We start from the raw sequence: 21,768 nt of genomic DNA, 5'->3' as shown, positions 1-21,768 counted from the left end.
ATATTCTTGATCGCCTTGGAAGAAACGAAATCTTTCTGCGTGTTCGGATCGATAACCGCCGTCAGTGCATTCTCGACGTCTTCTACTGTGATGCTCATGTAAATCTCCAAGGAATATGATGCAGAAACATGCCGAAGTTTAGCGCAAATCGCCCTGTGCGGCCTTGCCTGAATGGCAAATCCGGGCAATCCCCCGTGCGCAGTCGGGTCATCCGCTGGTAAAATGGCCCTCTGTATTTCCTAATAAACTTATTAAAAAGCGCATCTTAACCATGACTCGCAAGCTGTTCGTCACCACCGCCCTGCCTTACGCCAACGGAGCTTTTCATATCGGCCACATGATGGAATACATCCAGGCCGATATCTGGGTACGCTTCCAGCGAATGCAACGCGACGGCGACGCAGCCCGTGAAGTCCACTTCGTCTGCGCCGACGACACCCACGGCACGCCGATCATGATCGCGGCCGAAAAGAAGGGCATCACGCCCCAGGAATTCGTGGCCGAGATCGCCGCCGGCCGTCCGCAGTACCTGGACGGCTTCCATATTGCGTTCGATAACTGGTATTCGACCGATTCCCCGGAAAACGTGGAGCTGTCGCAAGGCATCTACCGCAAACTGCGCGAAACCGGCCTGATCGTCACCAAGACGGTCGACCGCTTCTTCGACCCGGTCAAGGGCATGTTCCTGGCCGACCGCAACATCAAGGGCGAGTGCCCAAAATGCGGCGCCAAGGACCAGTACGGCGACAATTGCGAAGTCTGCGGCGCGGCTTACCAGCCGACCGAACTGGTGAACCCGTTCTCGGTCTTCACCGGCTCGACCCCGATCCTGAAACCATCGGAACAGTATTTCTTCGCCCTGTCCGACCCGCGCTGCTACACCTTCCTCAAGGAATGGCTGAACACGCCTGGCCGTTTGCAGCCGGAAATGGTCAATAAAGTGTCGGAATGGCTCGGCGAGGCCGGCGAGAAGCTGGCCGACTGGGATATTTCGCGCGACGCGCCCTACTTCGGCATCCCGATTCCCGATGCGCCGGGCAAGTTTTTCTATGTCTGGCTGGACGCGCCGGTCGGCTACCTGGCCAGCCTGAAAAACTATTGCAGCAAGAAAGGCATCGACTTCGACGCCCTGCTGAACGATCCGGACACCGAGCAAGTCCATTTCATCGGCAAGGATATCGTGTCCTTCCACCTGCTGTTCTGGCCGGCGATGCTCAACTTCGCCGGGCACCCGGTGATCGACAAGCTCAAGGTCAACGTGCACGGCCACCTGACCCTGAACGGCGAAAAGATGGCCAAGTCGCGCGGCACCGGCATTTCGCCGCTGCGCTACCTCGACCTGAAAATGAATCCGGAATGGCTGCGCTACTACATCGCCTTCAAGCTCAACTCGAAGGTGGAAGACCTCGACTTCAACGGCGACGACTTCATTGCCCGCGTGAATAGCGACCTGATCGGCAAGTACGTCAACATCGCCAGCCGCTGCGCCGGATTTATCGCCAAAAAGTTCGACGGCAAGCTGACCGCCACCCTCTCGCCCAAGGCGCAGCAGTGGATCGGCCGCGCGCTGACGGTCGACGGCAACGAACGCCAGGCCCGCATCGCCGCCAACTTCGAGAACCGCGAATTCGGCAAGGCCCTGCGCGAAATCATGGAAATTGTCGATATCACCAACCAGTATGTCGATGAAAACAAACCATGGATCCTGGCCAAGGACCCGGAAAAGATGGCAGAACTGCACGATGTGTGCACCACGGCGCTGATTCTGTTCCGCCAGGTCACCATCATGCTCTCGCCGGTGTTGCCGCAAGTTGCAGCCAAGGTCGCCGCCTTCCTGCGCGACGATGCCTTGAGCTGGAGCGACACGACGGGCGCGGCCGTCTACGAAACCATGCTCGGCCGCGAAATCGGCGCCTACGACCACCTGATGACCCGCATCGACCCGAAAATGGTCGAAGCGCTGATCGACAAGCCGCCGGTGGCAGCCGTGGCGGCGCCGTCAGCAGTCGCAGCCCCCGCGCCAGATGCGCCGGCGCGTGGTGATATCGAGGAACTGGCGCCGGAAATCAAGATCGACGACTTCACCAAGATCGACCTGCGCATTGCCAAAATCGTCAACTGCGAGCACGTGGACGGCTCCGACAAGCTGCTGCGCCTGACCCTGGACGTGGGCGAGGGCCGGCTGCGCAACGTGTTCTCCGGCATCAAGTCGGCCTACACGCCAGAGCAACTGATCGGCAAGTTGACGGTGCTGGTGGCCAACCTGGCACCGCGCAAGATGAAGTTCGGCGTCTCCGAAGGCATGGTCCTGTGCGCCTCCGCCGCTGACGAAAAAGCGAATCCGGGCCTGTACGTGCTCGAACCATTCCCGGGCGCGCAGCCGGGCATGCGCATCCGCTAAAGACGACAGACGCCCATGAACCTCGTGGTGCGCCCGGCTGTCGACGACGACGCCCAGCTGATCGCCGACCTGACCCGCGCTTGCTGGGCCGGCACGGTGACGGTGACGTCGAGCGGCCACCGCGAGAGCGCCCAGCGCGTGGCCGAACAGCTGCGCAGCGGCGGCGCTTTCATCCTGCTGCTCGATGACGCGCCGGTCGGCTCGGTCCGCTGGGCCCCGCACGAGTTCGAACCGGACGTGTGGGAAATCCGCCGCATGGGCGTGCTGCCGCGTTGCCGTGGCGGCAACCTGTCGCAGCACCTGCTGGAAGCGGTGATCCACCAAGGCCAGGCCAGCGGCGTGCAGGAACTGCGGCTGGCCGTGCGCGACGACCAGCCCAGGCTGCTCGACCTGTACGCGGCGTACGAATTCGAACTGGCCCACGAACTCGAGTATTCCCATGCCAATCCAGCCGAACCGCCGCCGCGCGTGATGCGGCGCGTGCTGCGCCATTAACAGCAACGCCATCCTTGCATTGAATGAGCGCGTCAATACCGAAACGCCGAAATCGGGCGCTATAATGTCGCGCTTGACGAGAAAAACAACATGCCCCGCATGCCAGCCGCCAGCAACATGGCGCCTGTGCGGGGTGGTGGGCCCGGCGCCCGAACCTTCTTACTTTTGAGTGGTATCTATGACCGAATTGACTTCCTTGAGGCACATCCCGCAGGCCAATCTGTTTCGCAAAGGCGACGTGTTCGTCCTGTTCGGCGAGCTGTTCGGCCGTGGCTATGCTAACGGCCTGATCGACGAGGCACGCAAGGCCGGCATGACCATCGTCGGCATCACCGTCGGCCGGCGCGACGACAACAACGCGCTGCGCGCACTCAACGAAGAAGAACTGGCCGAAGCCGAAGCCAAGCTGGGCGGGCGCATCATCAACGTGCCGCTGATGGCCGGCTTCGACCTCGACGCGCCCGACGGCGAACAGAACCCGACCGAGATGCTGTCCGGCGTCACCCTCAAGGGCTGGCAGGAAGAAAAACTGGACTGGGCCGCAGTCGAGCGCTGCCGCGAAGTCGGCGTGCGCCGCTTCGCCAGTTCCGCCGCGCAAGCCATGGCCGAGATCGACAAGCTGATCCCGGACGGCAGCAATGTCTTCTTCGCCCACACCATGGCCGGCGGCATTCCCAAGATCAAGGCCTTCCTGGCGATCGCCAACCGCATCTACAAGGGCCGCGGCGAGCGTTTCATGTCGTCACGCGAACTGCTCGACAGCGACCTCGGCAAGCTGATCCTGATGAACTTCGACGAAGTCACCGCCAACACCCTGCAACACCTGATTACCGCCAGCGCGGCGATCCGCGAACGCGTTACCGCCAAGGGCGGCGAAGTGCGCTACACCGCGTACGGCTACCACGGCAGCGAAATCCTGATCGACGGCAAATACCAGTGGCAAACCTACACCAATTACACCCAGGGCTACGCCAAGATGCGCCTCGAAAGCGTGGCGCAGGCTGCCTGGGCGCAAGGCATTGCCGCAACGGTGTTCAACTGCCCTGAAATCCGCACCAACTCCTCGGATATTTTCGCCGGCGTCGAGTTGTCCTTGTTCCCCCTGCTGACTGCCCTCAAACGCGAAGGCGGCGCCGCCTGGGCCGAACAGCAATGGGCCGAATGCCAGGAATTGCTCAATGACGACGTCTCGCTGCAAAGCCTGATCGACCAGATCGAGGCCTACAACAACGACCCGGTCAGCGCCAGCTTCCGCAACTTCGACGCCTGGCCGATGGACAACACCCCGGCCCTGGCCGAAGTGATGATCGGCACCTCGGACGACATGACCAAGCTGCACAAGGACCGCAAGGCCCTGATCACCGACCACCTCAGTGCGCTGGTGCTGGAAAGCGCCGGCCCGCTGATGTTTTACGGCGCCGCCGAGAAAATCGCCCCGGTGGTGTGGCTCAATCACGACATCATCGCCAAGCAACTGAACGCACTGCACCCGTAAGCGCCCGCACTGTACTGTCGTCGGGCTACCCTGGGGGCGCCCGACGAATCCCCCCTGCCGCCTTGCTCGCGGTAAAATAGCATTGTCGCTATCCACGTCGCCACCCACTGCCCTATTATGAAACTGACCAAACAATTCCAGCTCTACGAATCCGACCACACCAAGTTCATCCGAGAGCTCAAGGCCAAGAATCCCGAGATGGAAGCGGGCCAGATCGCCGGCCGCGCGCTACTGTGGGACAAGGCGCCGATCACCCTGGCAGACCAGGACAAGACCAAGGAATCGCGCGTCCAGCAGCAAGCGTACGTGTACCAGAACAAACTCTGACGGTTCAGGGCGAGACCATGTTGCCAGAAGAGGCGGCGACGGAAGAACTCGCCACCGAGCCGGGTGGCTCGCTCAGCGATGCACCGGCCGCCCCGGTCGAATTGCCGGCCGTCCTAGAGATACCGCCCGAGACGCCCGCGTTTGCCCGCTTGTACGGCGAACCGCTGCTGCGCATGCCGACCGACCTGTTCATCCCGCCCGACGCGCTCGAGATCTTCCTGGACGCCTTCGAAGGCCCGCTCGACCTGCTGCTCTATCTGATCCGCAAGCAAAACTTCAACATCCTCGATATTCCGATGGCGCAGGTCACCCTGCAATATCTGAAATATGTCGACCAGATCCGCCTGCACAACCTGGAACTGGCCGCCGAATACCTGCTGATGGCCGCCATGCTGATCGAAATCAAGTCGCGCATGCTGCTGCCGCAGCGCGTGGCCGACGATGACCTGCTCGACACCTACGACCCGCGCGCCGACCTGGTGCGGCGCCTGCTCGACTACGAGCAGATCAAGCTGGCCGCCTACGAAATCAACGCCATTCCCCAGCTCGACCGCGACTTCACCCGGCCCTCCCTGTTCGTCGAACAGAGCAACATTCCGACCTGGCCGGATGTGGACCCGCTCGACCTGCAGCGCGCCTGGCTGGACGTGCTCAAGCGCGCCAAGCTGACCCAGCACCACCGCATCAGCCGCCAGGAACTGTCGGTGCGCGAGCACATGACCTCGATCTTGCGGCAACTGCAAAGCGCCCGCTTCGTCGAGTTCGCCGATTTGTTCCAGGGCAAGGGCGGCGTGCCGATTGTCGTCGTGCACTTCGTGGCCATGCTGGAACTGGCCAAGGAAACCCTGATCGAAATTACCCAGGCCGAGCCGTTCGCGCCGATTTACGTGCGCCTCGCCTACTCCCCGGCATAAGCCGATTCATTTGATACCCGTTTGAGGAAAGCCCCATGAAAATCATCTCTTCCGTTGAAGAACTGCGCGACCAGCTCAGCGGCCAGCTGCGCACGGCCTTCGTGCCGACAATGGGCAACCTGCACGAAGGGCATCTTTCGCTGATGCGCCTGGCGCGCAAGCATGGCGACCCGGTGGTGGCCTCGATCTTCGTGAACCGCCTGCAATTCGGGCCGAACGAAGACTTCGACAAATACCCGCGCACTTTCCAGGCCGATGTGGAAAAGCTGGAAAAGGAAGGCGTCTACGTGCTGTTCGCGCCGACCGAAAAGGACCTGTACCCGGAGCCGCAGGAATTTCGGGTCAGCCCGCCGCAAGACCTCGGCAACACCCTGGAAGGCGAATTCCGCCCGGGATTTTTCACCGGCGTGACCACGATCGTGCTGAAACTGTTTTCGTGCGTGCAACCGAAGGTCGCCGTGTTCGGCAAGAAGGATTATCAGCAGCTGATGATGGTGCGCAACATGAGCCGTCAATTCGCACTGCCGACGCAGATTATCGCGGCCGAGACCTGGCGTGCGGACGACGGTCTGGCGCTATCGTCGCGCAATATGTACCTGTCGGAAGCGGAGCGGGCCGAAGCGCCGGCGCTGTACCAGACCCTGAACGCGGTCGCGAACGAAGTACGCTCGGGCCACCTGGACGTGTTCCAGCTCGAACACAAAGCGATGGACGAGCTGGCGCGGCGCGGCTGGAAGCCCGACTACATCTCGATCCGCAAGCAAAACGACCTGCAACCGCCGACCGCGGGCGACCTCGCCCAAGGCGCCCCGCTGGTCGTGCTCGCAGCGGCCAAGCTCGGCACTACCCGCCTGATCGACAACCTCGAAATCTGACCTGTTGTGTTGCAAAACCGTTGCAAAACCGGGGACAGACCCCGGTTTTGCAACGACCAGCATCGGGATCGGACCTCGGTTAGGAAACGGATTCATCCTGGAAAGCCGGGCGTGTTCAGAACCTGCCCTTGAACTTGCAGTTGCCGGCGCCCCGCTTGCGCGACTGGCAGCGCACCACGCGGGCGGCGCCGTCCGCGGCGCCGGCGATCTCTACCGCAAACAGGCGGCCATCGACGCAACGCGCACTCCACAGCGCCGTGCCGCCCTCGTCGCTGCCCTGGTAGATCGCGCGCTTGATGCCGATGCATTTGATACCGGCATGCTCCACCATCTCCCCAAGGGCCGCCTGGCGCTTGGTTTGCGTCATCTTGGCAATCCGCAGATGGACCGGATTGGCACAGGCCGCGCCAGCCAGCGCAGCCATGACGAATCCCGTCACCACGCGCGAGATAAAACGTTTCCCCACAAGACTTTCCTTATTCAGCGCCAGCCCTGCCGGCGTAGGCTTCGATTGTGCGGATGCCCGCCTGCATCTTTTCACATGCCGACGCATTGGCCGAGTGCACCCGCATTGCCGGCGGGCGAAAGCCGGCCGTCATGACCTGCTCCTCGATCCACAGCACCACGTCGTACCCGGTGCCTCGCACATCGTCGCCGAGATCGTGATCGAGACTGATCTCGGTCACCTGGCCCGTGCGCAGCAAGGCAATCGCCTCCTGCGGCCAGTACACGCGTACCCAGCCATCCGGGGTGCGGCGCTCGTCGTCGAGGTAGACTTTTATCCGCGCCGTCCTTGCAGGCATCTCAACGGCATGGGGGGCATGCTTTTCCAAGGGATTTCCAATATATTATTGCAATCAGGAACCGACATCGCCGGCCCCTCCAGCACCGGCAACGCAGCGCAACCCAGCGCGTGCCTCCATTGTTCTAATTATATCTTTTGGGATACCTTACTGCTCAGCATTTATCGTCGCCGTAAAACCAGCGTTGTCAACGGCACCGGGGTCAGTCCTCCGGTTCGAATGATGTCGAATCGGAGGACTGACCCCGGCAGGCCTTCTGTAAACTATAGCAAGCGTGGCGCTTACGTCGTCAGGTTCTGCGCCCAGGCCAGCGCCGACAGGTGGGCCTTGTTGACGTCCACCGGGGCAATATTGATCGACTTGGCCAGCGAGGCCACCAGCTGCGAGTTGAGCTCGCACGCTTCGGCCAGCGCCAGGTACGGGCCGTAGGCGCCGCCACGTGTCAGCAGCGCGCGCACCACTTCATCGGGCAGCTGGATGGTGTCGAGCACTTCTTTCATCGACAAACCGAGCAGGCGGTCGAGCAGGGAGAACATGCCGGTCATGAACAGGTTTTCGCTCTCGCTGCGTGGCAAGCCCTTGTTGCCAAGCAGTTCGGTCAAGCGCCCGCGCACCACCGCCGTTTCCATCAGCACCGGCGAGTAGCCGCTGGTGCTGGCCGTGGCCAGCAACAGGGTCAGCCAGCGGTACATCGGCGAATAACCGAGCATGGTGATGGCCTGGCGCAAGGATTGAATCTCGCGCCCGACCCCGAAACCCGCCGAGTTGATGAAACGCAGCAATTTGTACGAGAGCGCCGGATCGCGCTTGAGCACGCTTTCGATCTTGGGAATGTCTTCGTTCTTTTGCACCATCTGCATCAGTTGCAGGATGATGGTCTGGGCCGGGTTCATGCCCTTGACCGGCGCGCCGGGACGCGGGGTCAGGTGCAGCTTGCCGACGAAGGCATCCAGGCCGAGCGCGGCGCAGGCGTCGAAGTCGGCCCAGGTGGTGACCGGACGGCCGACCATGCGCACCGACGATTGCTTGGCGGCGGCATAGGTGCGGGCCTGGGCCGCCACGTCGGCGCCCGAGAAGCGCACTTCGATGTAGGAGGCGCTCATGCCGAGGTTCTTGCCGAGGTGGGCCAGGTCGCCGTCGCGCACCGAAATGCCAACGCCGCCGGCGCGCAGGCCCTGCACCGCCGCCAGGGTGTCGGGGTCGGCCAGGTCGGACGCTTTCATGGTCAGCACGGTGCGCTCGGGCGGCATGGCGAACAGCGCATCGGTCGAGAGCATGTCCGGGACTGCGTCCAGGAACAGGACTTTGTCTTTGAGCAGCCAGCCGTGCTCTTCGTCATTGACGTTCTCGGCGACGAAGCCGATCAGGGCTTCGAGTTCTTCGTCGGTGACGGCCTGGCCTTCATGATGCTGCCAGGATAATTCATAACCGATCACGCGCTGCTTGGGATCGAGCAGGGGTTCGCGGACGATAAAGTTTGATTCGTGCATTGTATGGGTCGTGTAGGTGATGCCATGCGAAAGCGGGGCAATGCGCCCCGCCGCCGGCTGAAACTCTCGGCCGGCTTAAAAGCCCAGACTGTCCAGCAGATCGTCGACCTGGCCCTGGTTCGAAACCACGTCGTGCCGGGTGGGGTCGATCTGCGGGCCATTGAGCAGCCCGTTGTCGTATTCGCGCTTGACCTCGGCCGGCGCAAAATCGACCAGCATTTGGACCAGTTGCTGTTCCAGGTTGCGGGTAATGGTGGTCACCTTGGTGATCACCTGCCCGGTCAGGTCCTGGAAATCCTGGGCCATCATGATGTCCATCAGGTAGCCCTTGGTGGCGCTGCTGGCCGTGCGGGCCTGATTCATGGCGGCTACGCTGCGCTCGGCCAGCGCGCGCCATTCGGCGTCGCTGGTGGCGGGCGAATCGAGCAGCGACTGCCACGAGGCGGCCAGGCCGCCCGCGCCGCTGTCGATCTGGTCCTGCAGCGGGCCGGCCGCTTCGGTTGCGGTGAGCACCTTTTGCGCAGCCTGTTCCGACAGGCGCGCCACATAGTCGAGGCGATCGCGCGCGTCAGGAATGTCGCTGGCGGCTTTTTCGATCAGCTTGTCCAGGCCCAGGCCGCGCAGGCTGTCGTGCAGCGCGCGCGTCATGTGTCCGATGCGGCTGAGGAACTCGTCGTGCACGCCCGGCTCGTCCGACCCTGCGGCCGACTGGCCTGCGCCTGCGCTGAGGTGCTCGCTCATGGTCACGCTCCGCTTTTTTCGAGCTTCTCGAAAATCTTGTTCAGCTTTTCATCGAGCGTGGCCGCCGTGAACGGCTTGACGACGTAGCCGTTGGCACCCGCCTGGGCGGCAGCGATGATGTTTTCTTTCTTGGCCTCGGCCGTGACCATCAGCACCGGCAGCTTGGCCAGCGCCGGGTCGGCGCGGATGTTCTGCAGCATGGTCAGGCCATCCATATTCGGCATGTTCCAGTCCGAGACCACGAAGTCGAATGTTTCGCTACGCAGCTTTGCCAGCGCCATGACGCCGTCTTCCGCCTCGTCGACGTTGGCATAACCCAGTTCTTTCAACAGATTACGCACGATGCGGCGCATCGTGGAGAAATCGTCAACAACTAAAAAACGCATCTTTGGATCGGCCATTAAATTACTCCGTTGATTCTCTTACTATGGTTATTGACAGACTTCCCCGACGGGGCGGAAGCAGACTAAAGGATAGCAGTTTTGTTGCTGTGAAGCGAATAAACGAGCAGCAAAAAGACAGTAATTCGGCGCAAACCGGATCAAACGCGCAACGCACGGCTGCCATGCGTTGCCAGATAGCCAAGGACCATGCCCGGCAGCGCGGTTAACGCCCCCACTTCGTGGGTGCCACCCATGGCGATCGCTTCGCGCGGCATGCCGAACACCACGCACGAGGCTTCGTCCTGGGCGAAGTTGTGGGCGCCCGCGTTTTTCATTTCCAGCATGCCGGCCGCGCCGTCTTTTCCCATGCCGGTCAGGATCACGCCGACCGCGTTCTTGCCGGCCGCCTGGGCCGCCGAGCGAAACAGCACGTCGACCGAAGGCCGGTGCCGGTTCACCGGGTCGGTCTGTTCGATGCGGGTCACATAGTTCGCGCCCGAGCGCGCCAGCAGCAAGTGCGAGTGGCCGGGGGCGATGTAGGCGTGCCCCGGCAGCACGCGCTCGTCGCCGGCCGCTTCGCGCACGCTGATCTTGCACAGGGTGTCGAGACGGCGCGCGAACGAGGTGGTGAACCCTTCCGGCATATGCTGGGCGATCAGGATGCCGGGGCAGTCGGACGGCATCTGCATCAGGAATTCGCGGATCGCCTCGGTGCCGCCGGTCGAGGCGCCGATGATGATCAGTTTTTCGGACGAGGTGAGCGGATTGCGCAGGGCCGGCAAAGCGCCGCTGGGTTTTTCGGCGCTGACGGTGCGCGGCTTGATGCGCGCCTTGGACGCCGCCCGGATCTTGTCGGAGATCAGTTCGGTGTACTCGCGCATCCCGCTCTGGATCGAGATCTTCGGCTTGGTCACGAAATCGACCGCGCCCAGTTCCAGCGCGCGCATGGTGATTTCGGAACCGCGCTCGGTCAGGGACGACACCATCACCACCGGCATCGGGCGCAGGCGCATGAGTTTTTCGAGGAAATCGAGGCCGTCCATCTTGGGCATCTCGACGTCGAGCGTGAGCACGTCCGGGTTGGTCTGCTTGATCAGTTCACGCGCCACCAGCGGGTCCGGCGCCACGCCCACCACTTCCATGTCGGGCTGGCTGGAGATGATCTCGCTCATGACGCTGCGGATCAGCGCCGAGTCGTCCACGATCAGTACTTTGATCTTCATATAGTGCTTTCAGTGCTATCGGTAGTGTGGTCGGGACGGTCAGAACAGGTCGATCTCGCCGCCCACCGGCTGCACCTTGAGGCGGCTGGCGTAATCGAGTTCGCGCCGCGCCAGGGTGTCGTTATGGGTCTGCATGAGCTTCTTGACCAGGACTTTTCCGGTGCGCGGGAAAAAATACACCTTGCGCGGCCAGATGTCGTTCAGGTCTTCGGCCACCACCCGCATTTTTTCGGTCTTCAGAAAATTCATCACGAACGCCGCATTGCGCTCGCCGACGTTGATCGCGGTGAAGCCGCGCAGCACCGCGCCGCCGCCGAACACTTTCGCTTCCATGTTCTCGCGCCGCGCGCCGGCCTTGAGCAGGTCGTTGATCAGCACTTCCATCGCGTACGTCCCGTAGCGCATCGAGGCCGAGATCGGGCTGTTCGGGTCACTCCCGCCGTCCGGCAGCATGAAGTGGTTCATCCCGCCCAGGCCGGTGACCTTGTCGCGGATGCAGGCCGACACGCAGGAACCGAGCACCGTCACGATCAGCATGTCCTTGGGCGTGTAGTAGTACTCGCCCGGCAGGATCTTGGCCGCGTCGCAGTCGAAGGTACGGTCGTAATACACGTTGGTCGCGAATTGTTCTTTGATTTCGATAGCCATGTTCAATTCTCAGTTCGGTGCGGGTCGCGTCAAGGTTTGCGACCATCGAGTTCGTACACGGTTTTACCACGCAGCTTGAGGGACTCCGAGACATACAGGAAGTTCTCGGAATGGCCGGCAAACAGCAGGCCATCGGGCTTCATCAGCGGCACGAAGCGCGCCAGGATCTTGCGCTGGGTCGCCTTGTCGAAATAGATCATCACGTTACGGCAGAAAATGACGTCGAACGGGCCTTTCACCGGCCAGCCGTCGCCCAGCAGGTTGAGCTGCTTGAAGGTGACCAGCGCCCGCAGTTCGGGGCGCACGCGCACCATGCCGTCCTGGTCGCCCTTGCCGCGCAAGAAAAAGCGCCTGGCGCGCTCGGGCTCCATCTTCTCGATGCGGTCGATCGCATACACCCCGTGGGCGCCCGTGGCCAGCACGTTGGTGTCGATGTCGGTGGCGATGATCTGCACCGGCGGCGTGAGCGTGTTGAAGGCTTCGCACACGGTCATGGCGATCGAGTACGGCTCTTCGCCGGTGGACGCGGCCGAGCACCAGATCTGGATCGGATGGTCGCGCAGCTTCTTCACATGCTCGGCCAGCAGCGGGAAGTGGTGCGCTTCGCGGAAGAACGAGGTCAGGTTGGTGGTCAGCGCATTGGTGAACGACTCCCACTCCTCGCCCAGGCGCCCCGCTTCCAGGTCGTCCAGGTAGCGCCCGAACGAGACGATACCGGTGGCGCGCAGGCGCCGCGCCAGGCGGCTGTAGACCATTTCCTGCTTGCTGTCGGCCAGGGAGATGCCGGCGCGCTGGTAAATCAGCGCGCGCACGCGCTCAAAATCACTCTTGGTGAAGTTGAACTCCTTGACGGTGTCGGTTTTCGTTTGCGTCACTGCTTCACCCTGTTTTCATGTTGACTGCGCGTGGTGCCAAGTGGCCGCAACGTTTAAAACTCTTCCCAGTCGTCGCCCGGCGCCGAGGTGGCCACCTTTTTCGGCTTCGGCGCTTGCGCCGGCCTGGCCACGGTGGCCACCGCGCGCGAGACGCTCTTCGGCGCCGCCGCCACGGTGCGTACCGGCGCCGGCGTCAACACCTTGCGCTCGTCGCCACTGAGCTTGAAGATGCTCACGGCGGCGGCCAGCAACTGGGCCTGCTCCTGCATGCTCTCGGCGGCGGCGGCGGCTTCCTCGACCAGGGCCGCGTTCTGCTGCGTCATTTCGTCCATCTGGGTGATGGCCTGGTTGACTTCTTCGATGCCGTTGCTCTGTTCCTGGGTGGCGGCGGTGATCTCGCCCATGATGTCGGCCACCTGCTTGATCGAGGTCACGATCAGGTCCATGGTCTGCCCCGCTTCGTCCACCAGCTTGCTGCCGGCATCGACCTTGTCGACCGAGTCGCCGATCAGCGCCTTGATTTCCTTGGCCGCCCCGGCCGAGCGCTGCGCCAGGTTGCGCACTTCGGACGCCACGACCGCGAAACCGCGACCCTGTTCGCCGGCGCGCGCCGCTTCCACGGCGGCGTTCAGCGCCAGGATATTGGTCTGGAACGCGATGCCGTCGATGACGCCGATGATGTCGACGATCTTGCGCGAGCTTTCCTTGATCGAGCCCATGGTATCAACAACCTGCGATACCACGGCGCCACCCTTGACCGCGACCGACGACGCCGACACGGCCAGTTGGTTGGCCTGGCGCGCATTGTCGGCATTTTGCTTGACGGTGGAGGTGAGTTCTTCCATCGAGCTGGCGGTTTCTTCGAGCGAACTGGCTTGCGACTCGGTGCGCGAGGACAGGTCGGCGTTGCCGGAAGCGATTTCCTGCGAGGCCACCGTGATCATCTCGGTCCCGGAGCGCACGTCGCCCACGGTTTTCGACAGGCTGTCGTTCATGTCTTTGAGCGCCTGCAGCAGTTCGCTGGTTTCATCCTTGCCCGCGACCCGGATCTCGGAAGTCAGTTCGCCGGCGGCGACCTTCTTGGCCACCGAGACGGCGCCCAGCAGCGGCAGCGCGATCGAGCGCGTGATCACCAGTGCGCACACCACGCCCAGCGCCACGGCCAGGGCGCACACGACGAACATGATCATGCCCACGCGCTGGTCGGCTTCCACCGATTTTTTCAGGAAGTCGTCGGCTTCGACCTGCTGCTTGTCGACCAGCTTGTTGAGCACTTCCAGGGTCTTCTGGTTGAGCGGGTCGATGCGCGTGGCGATCACCTTGGCCGCGCCCTCGCTGTTAAAGGCCAGCACCTGGCCGATGGCTTCTTTAAAGGCGGCGTCGACTTCCTTGTCGAGCGCGGCGACGTCGGCCAGCAGCTTGGTTTCGGCGTCGTCCAGGCCGGTGGCCTGCAGGCGCGTGCGCGCCTCTTCATAGCGCTTGCTCTGGGCCTTGACCTTGTCCTGTTCCTTCTGCATCAGCGCCACGTCGGACTGCAGGCCGATATTGCGCATCGCGATGCCGGTTTCCAGCATCGCGCTTTTCATGCTGGCCGCATGCAGGTTCTGGGCGCTGGAACTGGCCAGGCCCGTCATCAGGCTGTTCTTGTTACGCGAGTTCAGCACACTCGCCATCAACGCCATCGCCACCAGGATCAGCAGGATACTGCCGAAACCGAACGCCAGGCGCGTACCAATCTTAAAATCGCGCAGATTCATGGTTCTCTCCTCGATACTTCATATGTTATTGGCACGGCGGCTTCTGTCGAACCGCTCGCGCCGGCATTGCGGCCGTGGACAGGGTTGATTGCGTGCGTCTTACGCGGCCAGTTTTTCGATCAGGCCCATTTCGCCCGACGACATCAGCTTGTCGATGTCGATCAGGATCAGCATGCGCTGGTCCACGGTGCCCAGGCCGACCAGGTAGTCGGAACCGAAGGCGGTGCCCATTTCCGGGGCCGGCTTGATCTGCTCGGGGGTGAGCGTGGTCACATCCGAGACGCTGTCGACCACCACGCCCATGATGCGGCCACCGATGTTGAGGATGATGACGACCGTGAACTGGTCGTACACCGGGGTGCCCAGGTTGAACTTGATGCGCATGTCCACCACCGGAATGATGATGCCGCGCAGGTTGATCACGCCCTTGATGAATTCGGGCGCATTGGCGATGCGGGTGACCGCTTCGTAGCCGCGGATTTCCTGCACTTTCAGGATGTCGATCCCGTATTCTTCGGAGCCGAGCGTGAAGGCCAGAAATTCGCTGCCTGCGCCATCCTTGACGTCGCCGTTCTTGGAGGAGGTTGAAGTCATTGACATGATAAATCCCTATCTGGTTGCTGGTATTGGTTAGGAGAAGATGGCGTCGTCGGCCAGCTGGCGCGAGGAGCGCATCAGGGCCGTGACGTCGAGGATCAGCGACACGCCGCCATCGCCGAGGATGGTGGCGCCGGAAATCCCGGTCACCTTGCGGTAATTCGATTCGAGGTTCTTGACCACGACCTGCTGCTGGCCGACCAGGTCGTCCACGAACAGGCCGGCCTTGCGTCCGTCGGACTCGAGGATCACGACGATCCCTTCGCACGGGTTGGTAAAGCGCGGCGTAATGTCGAACATCTGGTACAGCGGGATCAGGGGCAGGTATTCGCCGCGCACCTTGATCACCGGTCCGCGCCCCGAAATTTCCTTGATATCGTCCGGCGCCGGCTGCAAGGACTCGACCACGAAGCCGAGCGGCAGGATATAGACTTCCTCGCCGCAGCGGATCGACATGCCATCCAAAATGGCCAGCGTGAGCGGCAGCGAGATCGAGATCGTGGTGCCGAAACCCTTGGCCGAGCGGATATCGACCGAACCGCCCATGGCCATGATGTTGCGCTTGACGACATCCATGCCCACCCCGCGCCCGGAGACGTCGGTCACGGTTTCGGCGGTCGAAAAGCCCGGCGCGAAGATCAGCTGCCAGACATCGGCGTCGCTCATGTTGTCGTTGACCGGCAGGCCGTTCTGCAGCGCCTTGGCCAGGATGCGTTCGCGGTTCAGGCCAGCGCCATCGTCCGAGACTTCGATCACGATATTGCCGCCCTGGTGGCCGGCCGAAAGGAACAGGCGCCCCGCTTCGGTCTTGCCGGCGGCGGCGCGCGCCTCCGGCATTTCGATGCCGTGGTCGATACTGTTGCGCACCAGGTGGGTGAGCGGATCGACGATCCGTTCGATCAGGCCCTTGTCCAACTCGGTGGCGGCGCCGTTGGTGATGAAGTCGACTTTCTTGCCCAGTTTGGCGGCCAGGTCGCGCACCATGCGCGGAAAGCGCGAGAACACGAAATCCATCGGCATCATGCGGATCGACATGACCGCTTCCTGCAGGTCGCGCGTGTTGCGCGTGAGCTGGCTGACGCTGTTCAACAGGCGTTCGTGCACCATCGGGTCGAGCGCGTCGCTGCGCTGCTCGATCATGGCCTGGGTGATCACCAGTTCGCCGATCAGGTTGATCAGCTGGTCGACCTTTTCGATCGACACCCGGATCGACGACGATTCGGCGGCGGCGTGCTTGTCGTCTTTTTTGGCGACGGCTTTTTTCTCGGCCGGTTCGCCCGTCTCGGGCGGCTCGGCGCGCACCTGCTGCACCGGTGCGGCGCTGGCCGCGCTGTTACCCGTGGGCGCCACGATGCCGGCCGTGGCGCGGATATGTTCGATCGGCTGGAAGAAGCCGTAACCGCGCTCCTCCTCGCTCTGTTCCTGGGTCGGGGCGTCGATCGGATCGAAAAAGCCGTAGCCCATGTCGTCTTCGACCTTGGCCCGTTCGCGGTCTTCGATGATCTGCTGCTCCGGCGTCAAGGCCGGCGCCTCGAAGATTTTCAGGTCGTCGGGATTGAGCACGAACGAGCAGATCGCAATAATATCTTCCAGCGACTCGTGCGTGGTGACGGTAATCGCATGGCGCTCGCCCGGCAGCGGCATGACCGACACGCGCCCGAGCAGGCCCAGTTCAGCCGTCAGCGCATTCACATCGCGCTGCTCCACGTGCGGCATCTCGATGCGGTAGCGCCGCCCGCCGGTGCTCACGTTGGCCTTGATCGCGCTTTGCACGAACGACGGCGCCGGCGGCGCGGCCACCGGCACCACGTCCTGCGAGAGCTCTTGCAGCATCATGCGCACGTTGGCCACGGCATCCTGGTCGACGTGGGCGCCGTTGCGATGGCCGTCGAGCTGCATCTTGAGGATGTCCTTGGCGGCCAAAAAGGCGTCGACGTGTTCGGCGGTGAGCGCCATTTCGCCCTTGCGGATGCGGTCGAGCAGCGACTCCAGGAAATGGGTCACTTCGGTCATGTCGTTCAGGCCGAACGTCGACGAACCGCCCTTGATCGAGTGGGCGGTGCGGAAAATGGCGTTCAGGTCTTCCGGATCCGGCGACGCGATGTCGACGGCCAGCAGCAGACGCTCTTTTTCGGCCAGCAGTTCTTCGGCTTCATCGAAGAAGACCTGGAAAAACTGGCTTATGTCGATGGTCATGGTCGGACTCCGTGAATTTCGCGATGCATCATTGCGCGTGCTCCCACCCGGTTCATCAGCCGATGACTTTTTTGACGACTTCGATCAGGCGCTGCGGGTCGAACGGCTTGACCAGCCAGCCATTGGCGCCGGCGGCACGTCCCTTGGTCTTCATTTCGTCGGACGATTCGGTGGTCAGCATCAGGATCGGCACCTTCTGGTACGCCGGCAGGCCGCGCAGCAGTTTGATCAGCGACAGGCCGTCCATGCGCGGCATGTTCTGGTCGGTCAGCACCAGGTCGACCGTTTGCTGCTTGGCTTTTTCGAGCCCGTCCTGGCCATCGACCGCTTCCACCACGAGGTAGCCCGCGGCCTTGAGACTGAATGCCACCATCTGGCGCAGCGAACTGGAATCGTCGACTGCGAGTATTGTTTTAGCCATTTTTGCTCCTGCTATTTTTAAATCGGGGGGGCACCGCGCCCATAATCATCGAGAGTGAACCTTAGAACAGTTCTATGTCGCCACTTTCCAGATGCTGCTGATTGACTGCTTTTCTTAGTACACTGCGTAATTCGAGCGACTGGATCGCCAGCGCCATGCTGACCTTGCCGAGCAGGTCGACGATTTCTTCGCTGTTCGTCTCGGGCACGATGTCGGCGCCGTGCGCGCCCAGGGTGCCCAGAAATTCGCGCAAGCCGGTCACGCGCTTGAGCGTGCGGTCGATCAGCTGGCTCGTCATGTCCTGGAACTGCATGCTGGTAATGGCCGTGTTCACGTGCGCGCCGATCTCGCCCGACATGGCGCCCAGGCGCGCGCTGTCTTCCGCGCTCGGCGTGCCGCCGGCCAGCAGCAGGTTGATGGTGTCCTGCTGGGCACCGACCGCCGTGTGGATCGCCATGAAACTGCTGGTGAGCTTGTCGATGGCCTCTTCCAGCAGCAAATGGGTCTGGAGCAGATCGGTTTCGACTTCCGTCAAGTGCTTCTTGCCGTGATCCGACACGCCCGACAGCAAGCGCTTCACGTGCGAGCCCAGTATTTTCTTTCTTGTCATTCGCCCTCTCCCGTAACTTCCCTGGCCATCATGGCGCCGCTTTCGGTTCTGCCGCCGGCGTAGCGACGCCGGGCTGCTCTGGCACGTCCATCGAGGCGCCGTCGCGCATGACCGCGTCTTCGGTGCGCTTGTTCATGACGATGATGCTGATGCGCCGGTTGGCCGCCGAAAACGGATCCTGGCGGTCCAGCGGCGCCGCCGAGGCCAGCCCCACCACGCGCAGGATCTTGGCGTCGCTCATGCCGCCGATGACCAGTTCGCGGCGCGATGCGTTGGCGCGGTCGGCCGACAATTCCCAGTTGCTGTAACCGGTGTCGCTCATGTACGGCGTCGAATCGGTGTGGCCCGACAGGCCGATCCGGTTCGGCACTTCATTCAATACGATCCCGATCACGTGCAGGATGTCGCGCGTGTACGGCTGCAGTTCGGCCTTGGCCAGGTTGAACATGGGCCGGTTCAATTCGTCCACGATCTGGATCCGCAAGCCTTCGCTGGTGATATCGAGCAGCAGCTGGTTCTTGTATTTTTTCAGCAGCGGATTGGCTTCGATGGTCGCTTCCAGCTTGGCCTTGAGCGTCTTGAGGCGGTCCGCCTCGGCCGCTTCCAGCGCCGCCTTGGCCGCCTTCAGGTCGAACGACTTCTTGTCCGGGTTCTCGCCGCGCTTGACCTGGCCGGTGCGGCGCGACAGATCCTGGCCGCCGCCCTGCAGGATCGAGGAACTGTCGCCGCTGCCCGAGCCGCCCGCCAGCGCCACCTTCAGCGGGGTCTGGAAAAATTCGGAAATGCCGTTCAAATCACCCTTGCTGGTCGAACCGAGCAGCCACATCAGCAGAAAGAAGGCCATCATCGCCGTCACGAAGTCGGCGTAGGCGATCTTCCAGGCGCCGCCGTGGTGGCCGGCGGCGGTCTTTTTGATGCGCTTGACGATAATCGGCCGCAGGCCTTCATCGGACATACGCGCTCCGTCTGGTCGGCATCATGCAAGGGGCTAAGTGGCTGGGCATGATGGGCTTATTTGGTCTTCGATTTCTTGATGTGTTCTTCCAGCTCGGCGAAGGTGGGCCGCTCGGTCGAGTACAGCACCTTGCGTCCGAATTCCACCGCCAGCGCCGGCGCGTAGCCGTTCAGGCTCGCCAGCAGGGTCACTTTCACGCACTGGAACATCTTGGTCGACTCTTCCAGCTTCTGTTCGAGCAGGCTGGCCAGCGGGCCGACGAAGCCGTAGGCCAGCAAGATACCGAGGAAGGTGCCGACCAGCGCCTTGGCGATCAGGATCCCCAGTTCGGCCGGCGGAATGCCGACCGACTCCATCGTGTGCACCACGCCCATCACCGCGGCCACGATGCCGAAGGCCGGCAAGCCGTCGCCCAGCTTGGCGATGCAATGGGCCGGCACCGCGCCTTCATGGTGGTGCGTTTCAATTTCGTTATCCATCAGATTTTCAATCTGAAAGGCGTCCATATTTCCCGATACCATCAAGCGCAGATAATCTGTCATGAATTCGACAATATGGTGGTCCGCCAGCACGCCGGGATATTTGGAAAATACCGGGCTTTGTTCCGGATTTTCGATATCGCCTTCAATCGACATCAAGCCTTCCTTGCGCACTTTGGAAAGGACATCGAACAGCAGCGACATCATTTCCATGTACAGGTCCTTGGTATAACGCGAACCCTTGAACAGGCCGGGGACGGCCTTGAGCGTGGCCTTGATCGACTTGCTATTATTGCCCACAAAAAAAGCGCCGAAAGCCGCGCCCCCGATCATCACCAGTTCGAGCGGCTGGAACAGCGACGCGAGGTGGCCGCCACTGGCGGCAAAGCCGCCGAAGACCGAACCGCAAACGATGATGTATCCGAGTATGACTAACAAGTGCGGGAACTCCCAGGTTGGAAAGAGCTCGGGCAGCGCCCGACGTTTTAAAGATAACAACGCCAATATATGAATGGCAATGAATGCTGTCGTTTCTTTAAATGGCTCGATTCATTTAATTTACATACGGAACTACAATAGCGTGAGACGGCCCGAGCGGCAAGGAAAACCCTGCCGTCTGTCTCCTAAAAGTGCCATCCGTAGAGAGGCGCGCCACGCCCTGTAGGCATAAGAATAATATCCGGCGTTTTTTCCGTTATCAGAAACTCATAACTGAGCAAAATGCTACCGGGACGCATCTCTTTTGAGGCCTTGTTCCATAAAGCACTCATTGGCGCCGGCGACAGATAAGCGAACACCGCATCGTAGTTACTTAAATCAAGATTGTCGTAATCGCCACGCACAAAACGTGCGCGACTTGCGGTTATCCGGGCGCGCAGAAAACTCAGCAGCCAGGGCAGCGGCGCCAGCTCGATGCCCACAAAAACCGACTCAGGGCGGCGCCGCGCCAGCTCCATCGTAAAACCGCCCAGCCCGCTGCCGATATCGATCACCAGCAAGGGCTTGTCTTTGGGCAGCAGCTTGTCGACTTCATTCCAGACCCACTTGCCGGACGGGTAGTACGGCACCTGGGTGCGGAAGGTGGACCAGTACAGCGCCAGCAGGAACAGGAACACGCCCAGGAACAGCGGCGGCGGGATGTCCAGCTTGAGGGTGCCCATCAGCGCCAGCGGAAACACCAGCTGGATCCCCAGCCACCACACGGCCAGGCCGCGCAGGCGCGTCATGGCGCAGGCGAGGACGCCCTGCACCAGGGCGCAATCGGCATACGAGAGGACTGCGCCGCTGCGCGCCAGCAGGAACACGATGAGCAGGGTCAGCGGAAAAGCCAGGCATTGCAGCAGCAGCGCCTGCACGGCGGGAGCGCGCCAGATGCGGCGAAGGGCAAGGCTTGCGCCCTGCCCTTCGGTGGATGTGCGGGAGGAAGGTTTTGCGGTCACGCCGGGGCGGGTCACGCGTTCAGGAGCGCCGTCGCGGCGCTGTGCGCATCTTTCGCGTCCTTCGCATCCTTGGCGTCCTTGACCTTCTTGGTCTTGCCGGCGCGTGAAGGCATGTTGCACAGACCGCACTGATAAGCGTGGTTCAGGTCGAGGCAATCGACCACGAACTTGCCCTGGCACTTGTCGCACGGGGCCATGGCCAGCATTTTGCTCTGGAAGAAGCGCACCAGGGTCCACGCGCGCGTGAGCGACAGCAACGGTTCGACGCCGGGCTCGGGCGGCATTTGTTCGAGGTACAGCTTGTAGGCCTTCATGACCGCTTCGATGCCGGTGGCGCCGGCGTGATCGACCAGGAATTTATGGATATTGATGAACAGCGAGGCGTGGATGTTCGGCTGCCAGGTGAGGAACCAGTCGGTCGAGAACGGCAGCATGCCCTTCGGCGGCGACACGCCCTTGAGTTCCTTGTACAGCTTGAGCAGGCGTTCGCGCGAAAGCGAGACTTCGGTCTCGAGCAGCTGCAGGCGGGCGCCCAGGTTGATCAGCTCCATGGCCAGGCCGATTTCCTGTGCTTCCGATACCACGCTTTTCTTGGACATGAGGGCTCCTGTTGCTGTTTTTGGCTGCGACTGCTGCAAAAAAGA

At 62.1% G+C, this 21,768-nt stretch carries 24 protein-coding genes; 6 read left to right on the top strand and 18 right to left on the bottom strand.

Annotated elements, in window-relative coordinates; all coding sequences use genetic code 11:
- A partial coding sequence (locus F1609_RS15380; RefSeq protein WP_167077265.1) for an iron-sulfur cluster assembly protein occupies positions 1 to 98 on the bottom strand: 98 nt, incomplete at its 3' end.
- A gap of 173 nt (positions 99 to 271) precedes the next feature.
- On the opposite strand from F1609_RS15380, the gene metG reads away from it, so the two are divergent.
- The 6 genes from metG to panC all read left to right on the top strand — a co-directional run bounded on the left by metG (position 272) and on the right by panC (position 6,507).
- Positions 272 to 2,401, top strand: a complete 2,130-nt coding sequence (gene metG / locus F1609_RS15375; protein ID WP_167077264.1) for a methionine--tRNA ligase — start codon at positions 272 to 274, stop codon at positions 2,399 to 2,401.
- 15 nt (positions 2,402 to 2,416) lie between these two features.
- Complete coding sequence (locus tag F1609_RS15370) at positions 2,417 to 2,896, top strand: GNAT family N-acetyltransferase (RefSeq protein ID WP_167077263.1); 480 nt, start codon at positions 2,417 to 2,419, stop codon at positions 2,894 to 2,896.
- Between the two features lie 178 nt (positions 2,897 to 3,074).
- Complete coding sequence (locus F1609_RS15365; RefSeq protein ID WP_167077262.1) at positions 3,075 to 4,391, top strand: enoyl ACP reductase FabMG family protein; 1,317 nt, start codon at positions 3,075 to 3,077, stop codon at positions 4,389 to 4,391.
- A 117-nt stretch (positions 4,392 to 4,508) separates the two neighbouring features.
- Positions 4,509 to 4,718, top strand: coding sequence for a DUF3460 family protein (locus F1609_RS15360; protein ID WP_166872620.1), 210 nt, complete (start codon positions 4,509 to 4,511; stop codon positions 4,716 to 4,718).
- 17 nt (positions 4,719 to 4,735) lie between these two features.
- Positions 4,736 to 5,632: a segregation and condensation protein A gene (locus F1609_RS15355; RefSeq protein WP_167077261.1), complete on the top strand. Its 897-nt coding sequence runs from the start codon at positions 4,736 to 4,738 to the stop codon at positions 5,630 to 5,632.
- A gap of 35 nt (positions 5,633 to 5,667) precedes the next feature.
- The gene (gene panC / locus F1609_RS15350; protein ID WP_167077260.1) at positions 5,668 to 6,507 is read left to right on the top strand and encodes a pantoate--beta-alanine ligase; all 840 of its coding nucleotides are present in this window, start codon (positions 5,668 to 5,670) and stop codon (positions 6,505 to 6,507) included.
- Between the two features lie 115 nt (positions 6,508 to 6,622).
- On the opposite strand, the gene F1609_RS15345 is transcribed toward panC, so the two are convergent.
- From F1609_RS15345 to flhC, 17 genes are all read right to left on the bottom strand, one after another.
- Positions 6,623 to 6,973: a hypothetical protein gene (locus F1609_RS15345; protein WP_167077259.1), complete on the bottom strand. Its 351-nt coding sequence runs from the start codon at positions 6,971 to 6,973 to the stop codon at positions 6,623 to 6,625.
- Positions 6,974 to 6,983: 10 nt separating this feature from the next.
- Positions 6,984 to 7,289: a cyclic-phosphate processing receiver domain-containing protein gene (locus tag F1609_RS15340; RefSeq protein WP_167077287.1), complete on the bottom strand. Its 306-nt coding sequence runs from the start codon at positions 7,287 to 7,289 to the stop codon at positions 6,984 to 6,986.
- A 302-nt stretch (positions 7,290 to 7,591) separates the two neighbouring features.
- A complete protein-coding gene (locus F1609_RS15335; RefSeq protein WP_167077258.1) occupies positions 7,592 to 8,800 on the bottom strand; it encodes an EAL and HDOD domain-containing protein in 1,209 nt (402 codons plus the stop codon).
- A gap of 75 nt (positions 8,801 to 8,875) precedes the next feature.
- Positions 8,876 to 9,541, bottom strand: coding sequence for a protein phosphatase CheZ (gene cheZ / locus F1609_RS15330; RefSeq protein WP_167077257.1), 666 nt, complete (start codon positions 9,539 to 9,541; stop codon positions 8,876 to 8,878).
- Positions 9,542 to 9,543: 2 nt separating this feature from the next.
- A complete protein-coding gene (cheY, locus tag F1609_RS15325) occupies positions 9,544 to 9,942 on the bottom strand; it encodes a chemotaxis response regulator CheY (protein WP_054267179.1) in 399 nt (132 codons plus the stop codon).
- 140 nt (positions 9,943 to 10,082) lie between these two features.
- Positions 10,083 to 11,147 carry a protein-glutamate methylesterase/protein-glutamine glutaminase gene (locus tag F1609_RS15320; protein WP_167077256.1) on the bottom strand — a complete coding sequence of 355 codons (1,065 nt, stop codon included), beginning with the start codon at positions 11,145 to 11,147 and terminating at the stop codon, positions 10,083 to 10,085.
- A gap of 39 nt (positions 11,148 to 11,186) precedes the next feature.
- Entirely contained in the window at positions 11,187 to 11,795 is a 609-nt protein-coding gene (gene cheD, locus F1609_RS15315; protein WP_187363029.1) for a chemoreceptor glutamine deamidase CheD, read from the bottom strand.
- A 29-nt stretch (positions 11,796 to 11,824) separates the two neighbouring features.
- Complete coding sequence (locus F1609_RS15310) at positions 11,825 to 12,670, bottom strand: CheR family methyltransferase (RefSeq protein ID WP_167077255.1); 846 nt, start codon at positions 12,668 to 12,670, stop codon at positions 11,825 to 11,827.
- Between the two features lie 53 nt (positions 12,671 to 12,723).
- Positions 12,724 to 14,427, bottom strand: a complete 1,704-nt coding sequence (locus tag F1609_RS15305; RefSeq protein WP_167077254.1) for a methyl-accepting chemotaxis protein — start codon at positions 14,425 to 14,427, stop codon at positions 12,724 to 12,726.
- Between the two features lie 99 nt (positions 14,428 to 14,526).
- Positions 14,527 to 15,021 (bottom strand): chemotaxis protein CheW, encoded by a 495-nt coding sequence (locus tag F1609_RS15300; RefSeq protein ID WP_166872881.1) that lies wholly within the window; start codon positions 15,019 to 15,021, stop codon positions 14,527 to 14,529.
- Positions 15,022 to 15,057: 36 nt separating this feature from the next.
- A complete protein-coding gene (gene cheA / locus F1609_RS15295) occupies positions 15,058 to 17,220 on the bottom strand; it encodes a chemotaxis protein CheA (protein ID WP_167077253.1) in 2,163 nt (720 codons plus the stop codon).
- Between the two features lie 55 nt (positions 17,221 to 17,275).
- Positions 17,276 to 17,641, bottom strand: a complete 366-nt coding sequence (locus F1609_RS15290; RefSeq protein ID WP_054267173.1) for a response regulator — start codon at positions 17,639 to 17,641, stop codon at positions 17,276 to 17,278.
- 61 nt (positions 17,642 to 17,702) lie between these two features.
- On the bottom strand, positions 17,703 to 18,251 hold the full coding sequence (locus F1609_RS15285; protein ID WP_167077252.1) for a chemotaxis protein: 549 nt from the start codon (positions 18,249 to 18,251) through the stop codon (positions 17,703 to 17,705).
- Positions 18,252 to 18,279: 28 nt separating this feature from the next.
- Positions 18,280 to 19,206 carry a flagellar motor protein MotB gene (gene motB, locus F1609_RS15280; protein ID WP_167077251.1) on the bottom strand — a complete coding sequence of 309 codons (927 nt, stop codon included), beginning with the start codon at positions 19,204 to 19,206 and terminating at the stop codon, positions 18,280 to 18,282.
- 56 nt (positions 19,207 to 19,262) lie between these two features.
- Positions 19,263 to 20,123: a flagellar motor stator protein MotA gene (motA, locus tag F1609_RS15275; RefSeq protein ID WP_099876852.1), complete on the bottom strand. Its 861-nt coding sequence runs from the start codon at positions 20,121 to 20,123 to the stop codon at positions 19,263 to 19,265.
- Between the two features lie 185 nt (positions 20,124 to 20,308).
- Positions 20,309 to 21,139 carry a class I SAM-dependent methyltransferase gene (locus F1609_RS15270; RefSeq protein ID WP_370661635.1) on the bottom strand — a complete coding sequence of 277 codons (831 nt, stop codon included), beginning with the start codon at positions 21,137 to 21,139 and terminating at the stop codon, positions 20,309 to 20,311.
- Entirely contained in the window at positions 21,136 to 21,723 is a 588-nt protein-coding gene (gene flhC, locus F1609_RS15265; RefSeq protein ID WP_167077250.1) for a flagellar transcriptional regulator FlhC, read from the bottom strand. Before flhC ends, F1609_RS15270 begins: the two co-directional genes overlap by 4 nt.
- Positions 21,724 to 21,768 lie beyond the last annotated feature (45 nt).

Origin of the sequence: Massilia aquatica, from assembly GCF_011682045.1 — a bacterium.
In the GTDB taxonomy this organism is placed as follows: Bacteria; Pseudomonadota; Gammaproteobacteria; order Burkholderiales; family Burkholderiaceae_D; genus Telluria_A; species Telluria_A aquatica.
The sequence above is the reverse complement of the archived record's forward strand: the minus strand, read 5'-3'. Positions and strand labels throughout refer to the sequence as shown.

Bases quoted from the DNA above. Each gene is read 5' to 3' on its own strand.
- cheZ (WP_167077257.1), bottom strand. From the start codon at position 9,541: ATGAGCGAGCACCTCAGCGCAGGCGCAGGCCAGTCGGCCGCAGGGTCG.
- F1609_RS15305 (WP_167077254.1), bottom strand. From the start codon at position 14,427: ATGAATCTGCGCGATTTTAAGATTGGTACGCGCCTGGCGTTCGGTTTC.
- F1609_RS15285 (WP_167077252.1), bottom strand. From the start codon at position 18,251: ATGACAAGAAAGAAAATACTGGGCTCGCACGTGAAGCGCTTGCTGTCG.
- F1609_RS15320 (WP_167077256.1), bottom strand. From the start codon at position 11,147: ATGAAGATCAAAGTACTGATCGTGGACGACTCGGCGCTGATCCGCAGC.
- F1609_RS15300 (WP_166872881.1), bottom strand. From the start codon at position 15,021: ATGACTTCAACCTCCTCCAAGAACGGCGACGTCAAGGATGGCGCAGGC.
- F1609_RS15370 (WP_167077263.1), top strand. From the start codon at position 2,417: ATGAACCTCGTGGTGCGCCCGGCTGTCGACGACGACGCCCAGCTGATC.
- motB (WP_167077251.1), bottom strand. From the start codon at position 19,206: ATGTCCGATGAAGGCCTGCGGCCGATTATCGTCAAGCGCATCAAAAAG.
- flhC (WP_167077250.1), bottom strand. From the start codon at position 21,723: ATGTCCAAGAAAAGCGTGGTATCGGAAGCACAGGAAATCGGCCTGGCC.
- F1609_RS15335 (WP_167077258.1), bottom strand. From the start codon at position 8,800: ATGCACGAATCAAACTTTATCGTCCGCGAACCCCTGCTCGATCCCAAG.
- F1609_RS15360 (WP_166872620.1), top strand. From the start codon at position 4,509: ATGAAACTGACCAAACAATTCCAGCTCTACGAATCCGACCACACCAAG.
- cheD (WP_187363029.1), bottom strand. From the start codon at position 11,795: ATGGCTATCGAAATCAAAGAACAATTCGCGACCAACGTGTATTACGAC.
- F1609_RS15365 (WP_167077262.1), top strand. From the start codon at position 3,075: ATGACCGAATTGACTTCCTTGAGGCACATCCCGCAGGCCAATCTGTTT.
- metG (WP_167077264.1), top strand. From the start codon at position 272: ATGACTCGCAAGCTGTTCGTCACCACCGCCCTGCCTTACGCCAACGGA.
- panC (WP_167077260.1), top strand. From the start codon at position 5,668: ATGAAAATCATCTCTTCCGTTGAAGAACTGCGCGACCAGCTCAGCGGC.
- cheY (WP_054267179.1), bottom strand. From the start codon at position 9,942: ATGGCCGATCCAAAGATGCGTTTTTTAGTTGTTGACGATTTCTCCACG.
- F1609_RS15355 (WP_167077261.1), top strand. From the start codon at position 4,736: ATGTTGCCAGAAGAGGCGGCGACGGAAGAACTCGCCACCGAGCCGGGT.
- cheA (WP_167077253.1), bottom strand. From the start codon at position 17,220: ATGACCATCGACATAAGCCAGTTTTTCCAGGTCTTCTTCGATGAAGCC.
- F1609_RS15290 (WP_054267173.1), bottom strand. From the start codon at position 17,641: ATGGCTAAAACAATACTCGCAGTCGACGATTCCAGTTCGCTGCGCCAG.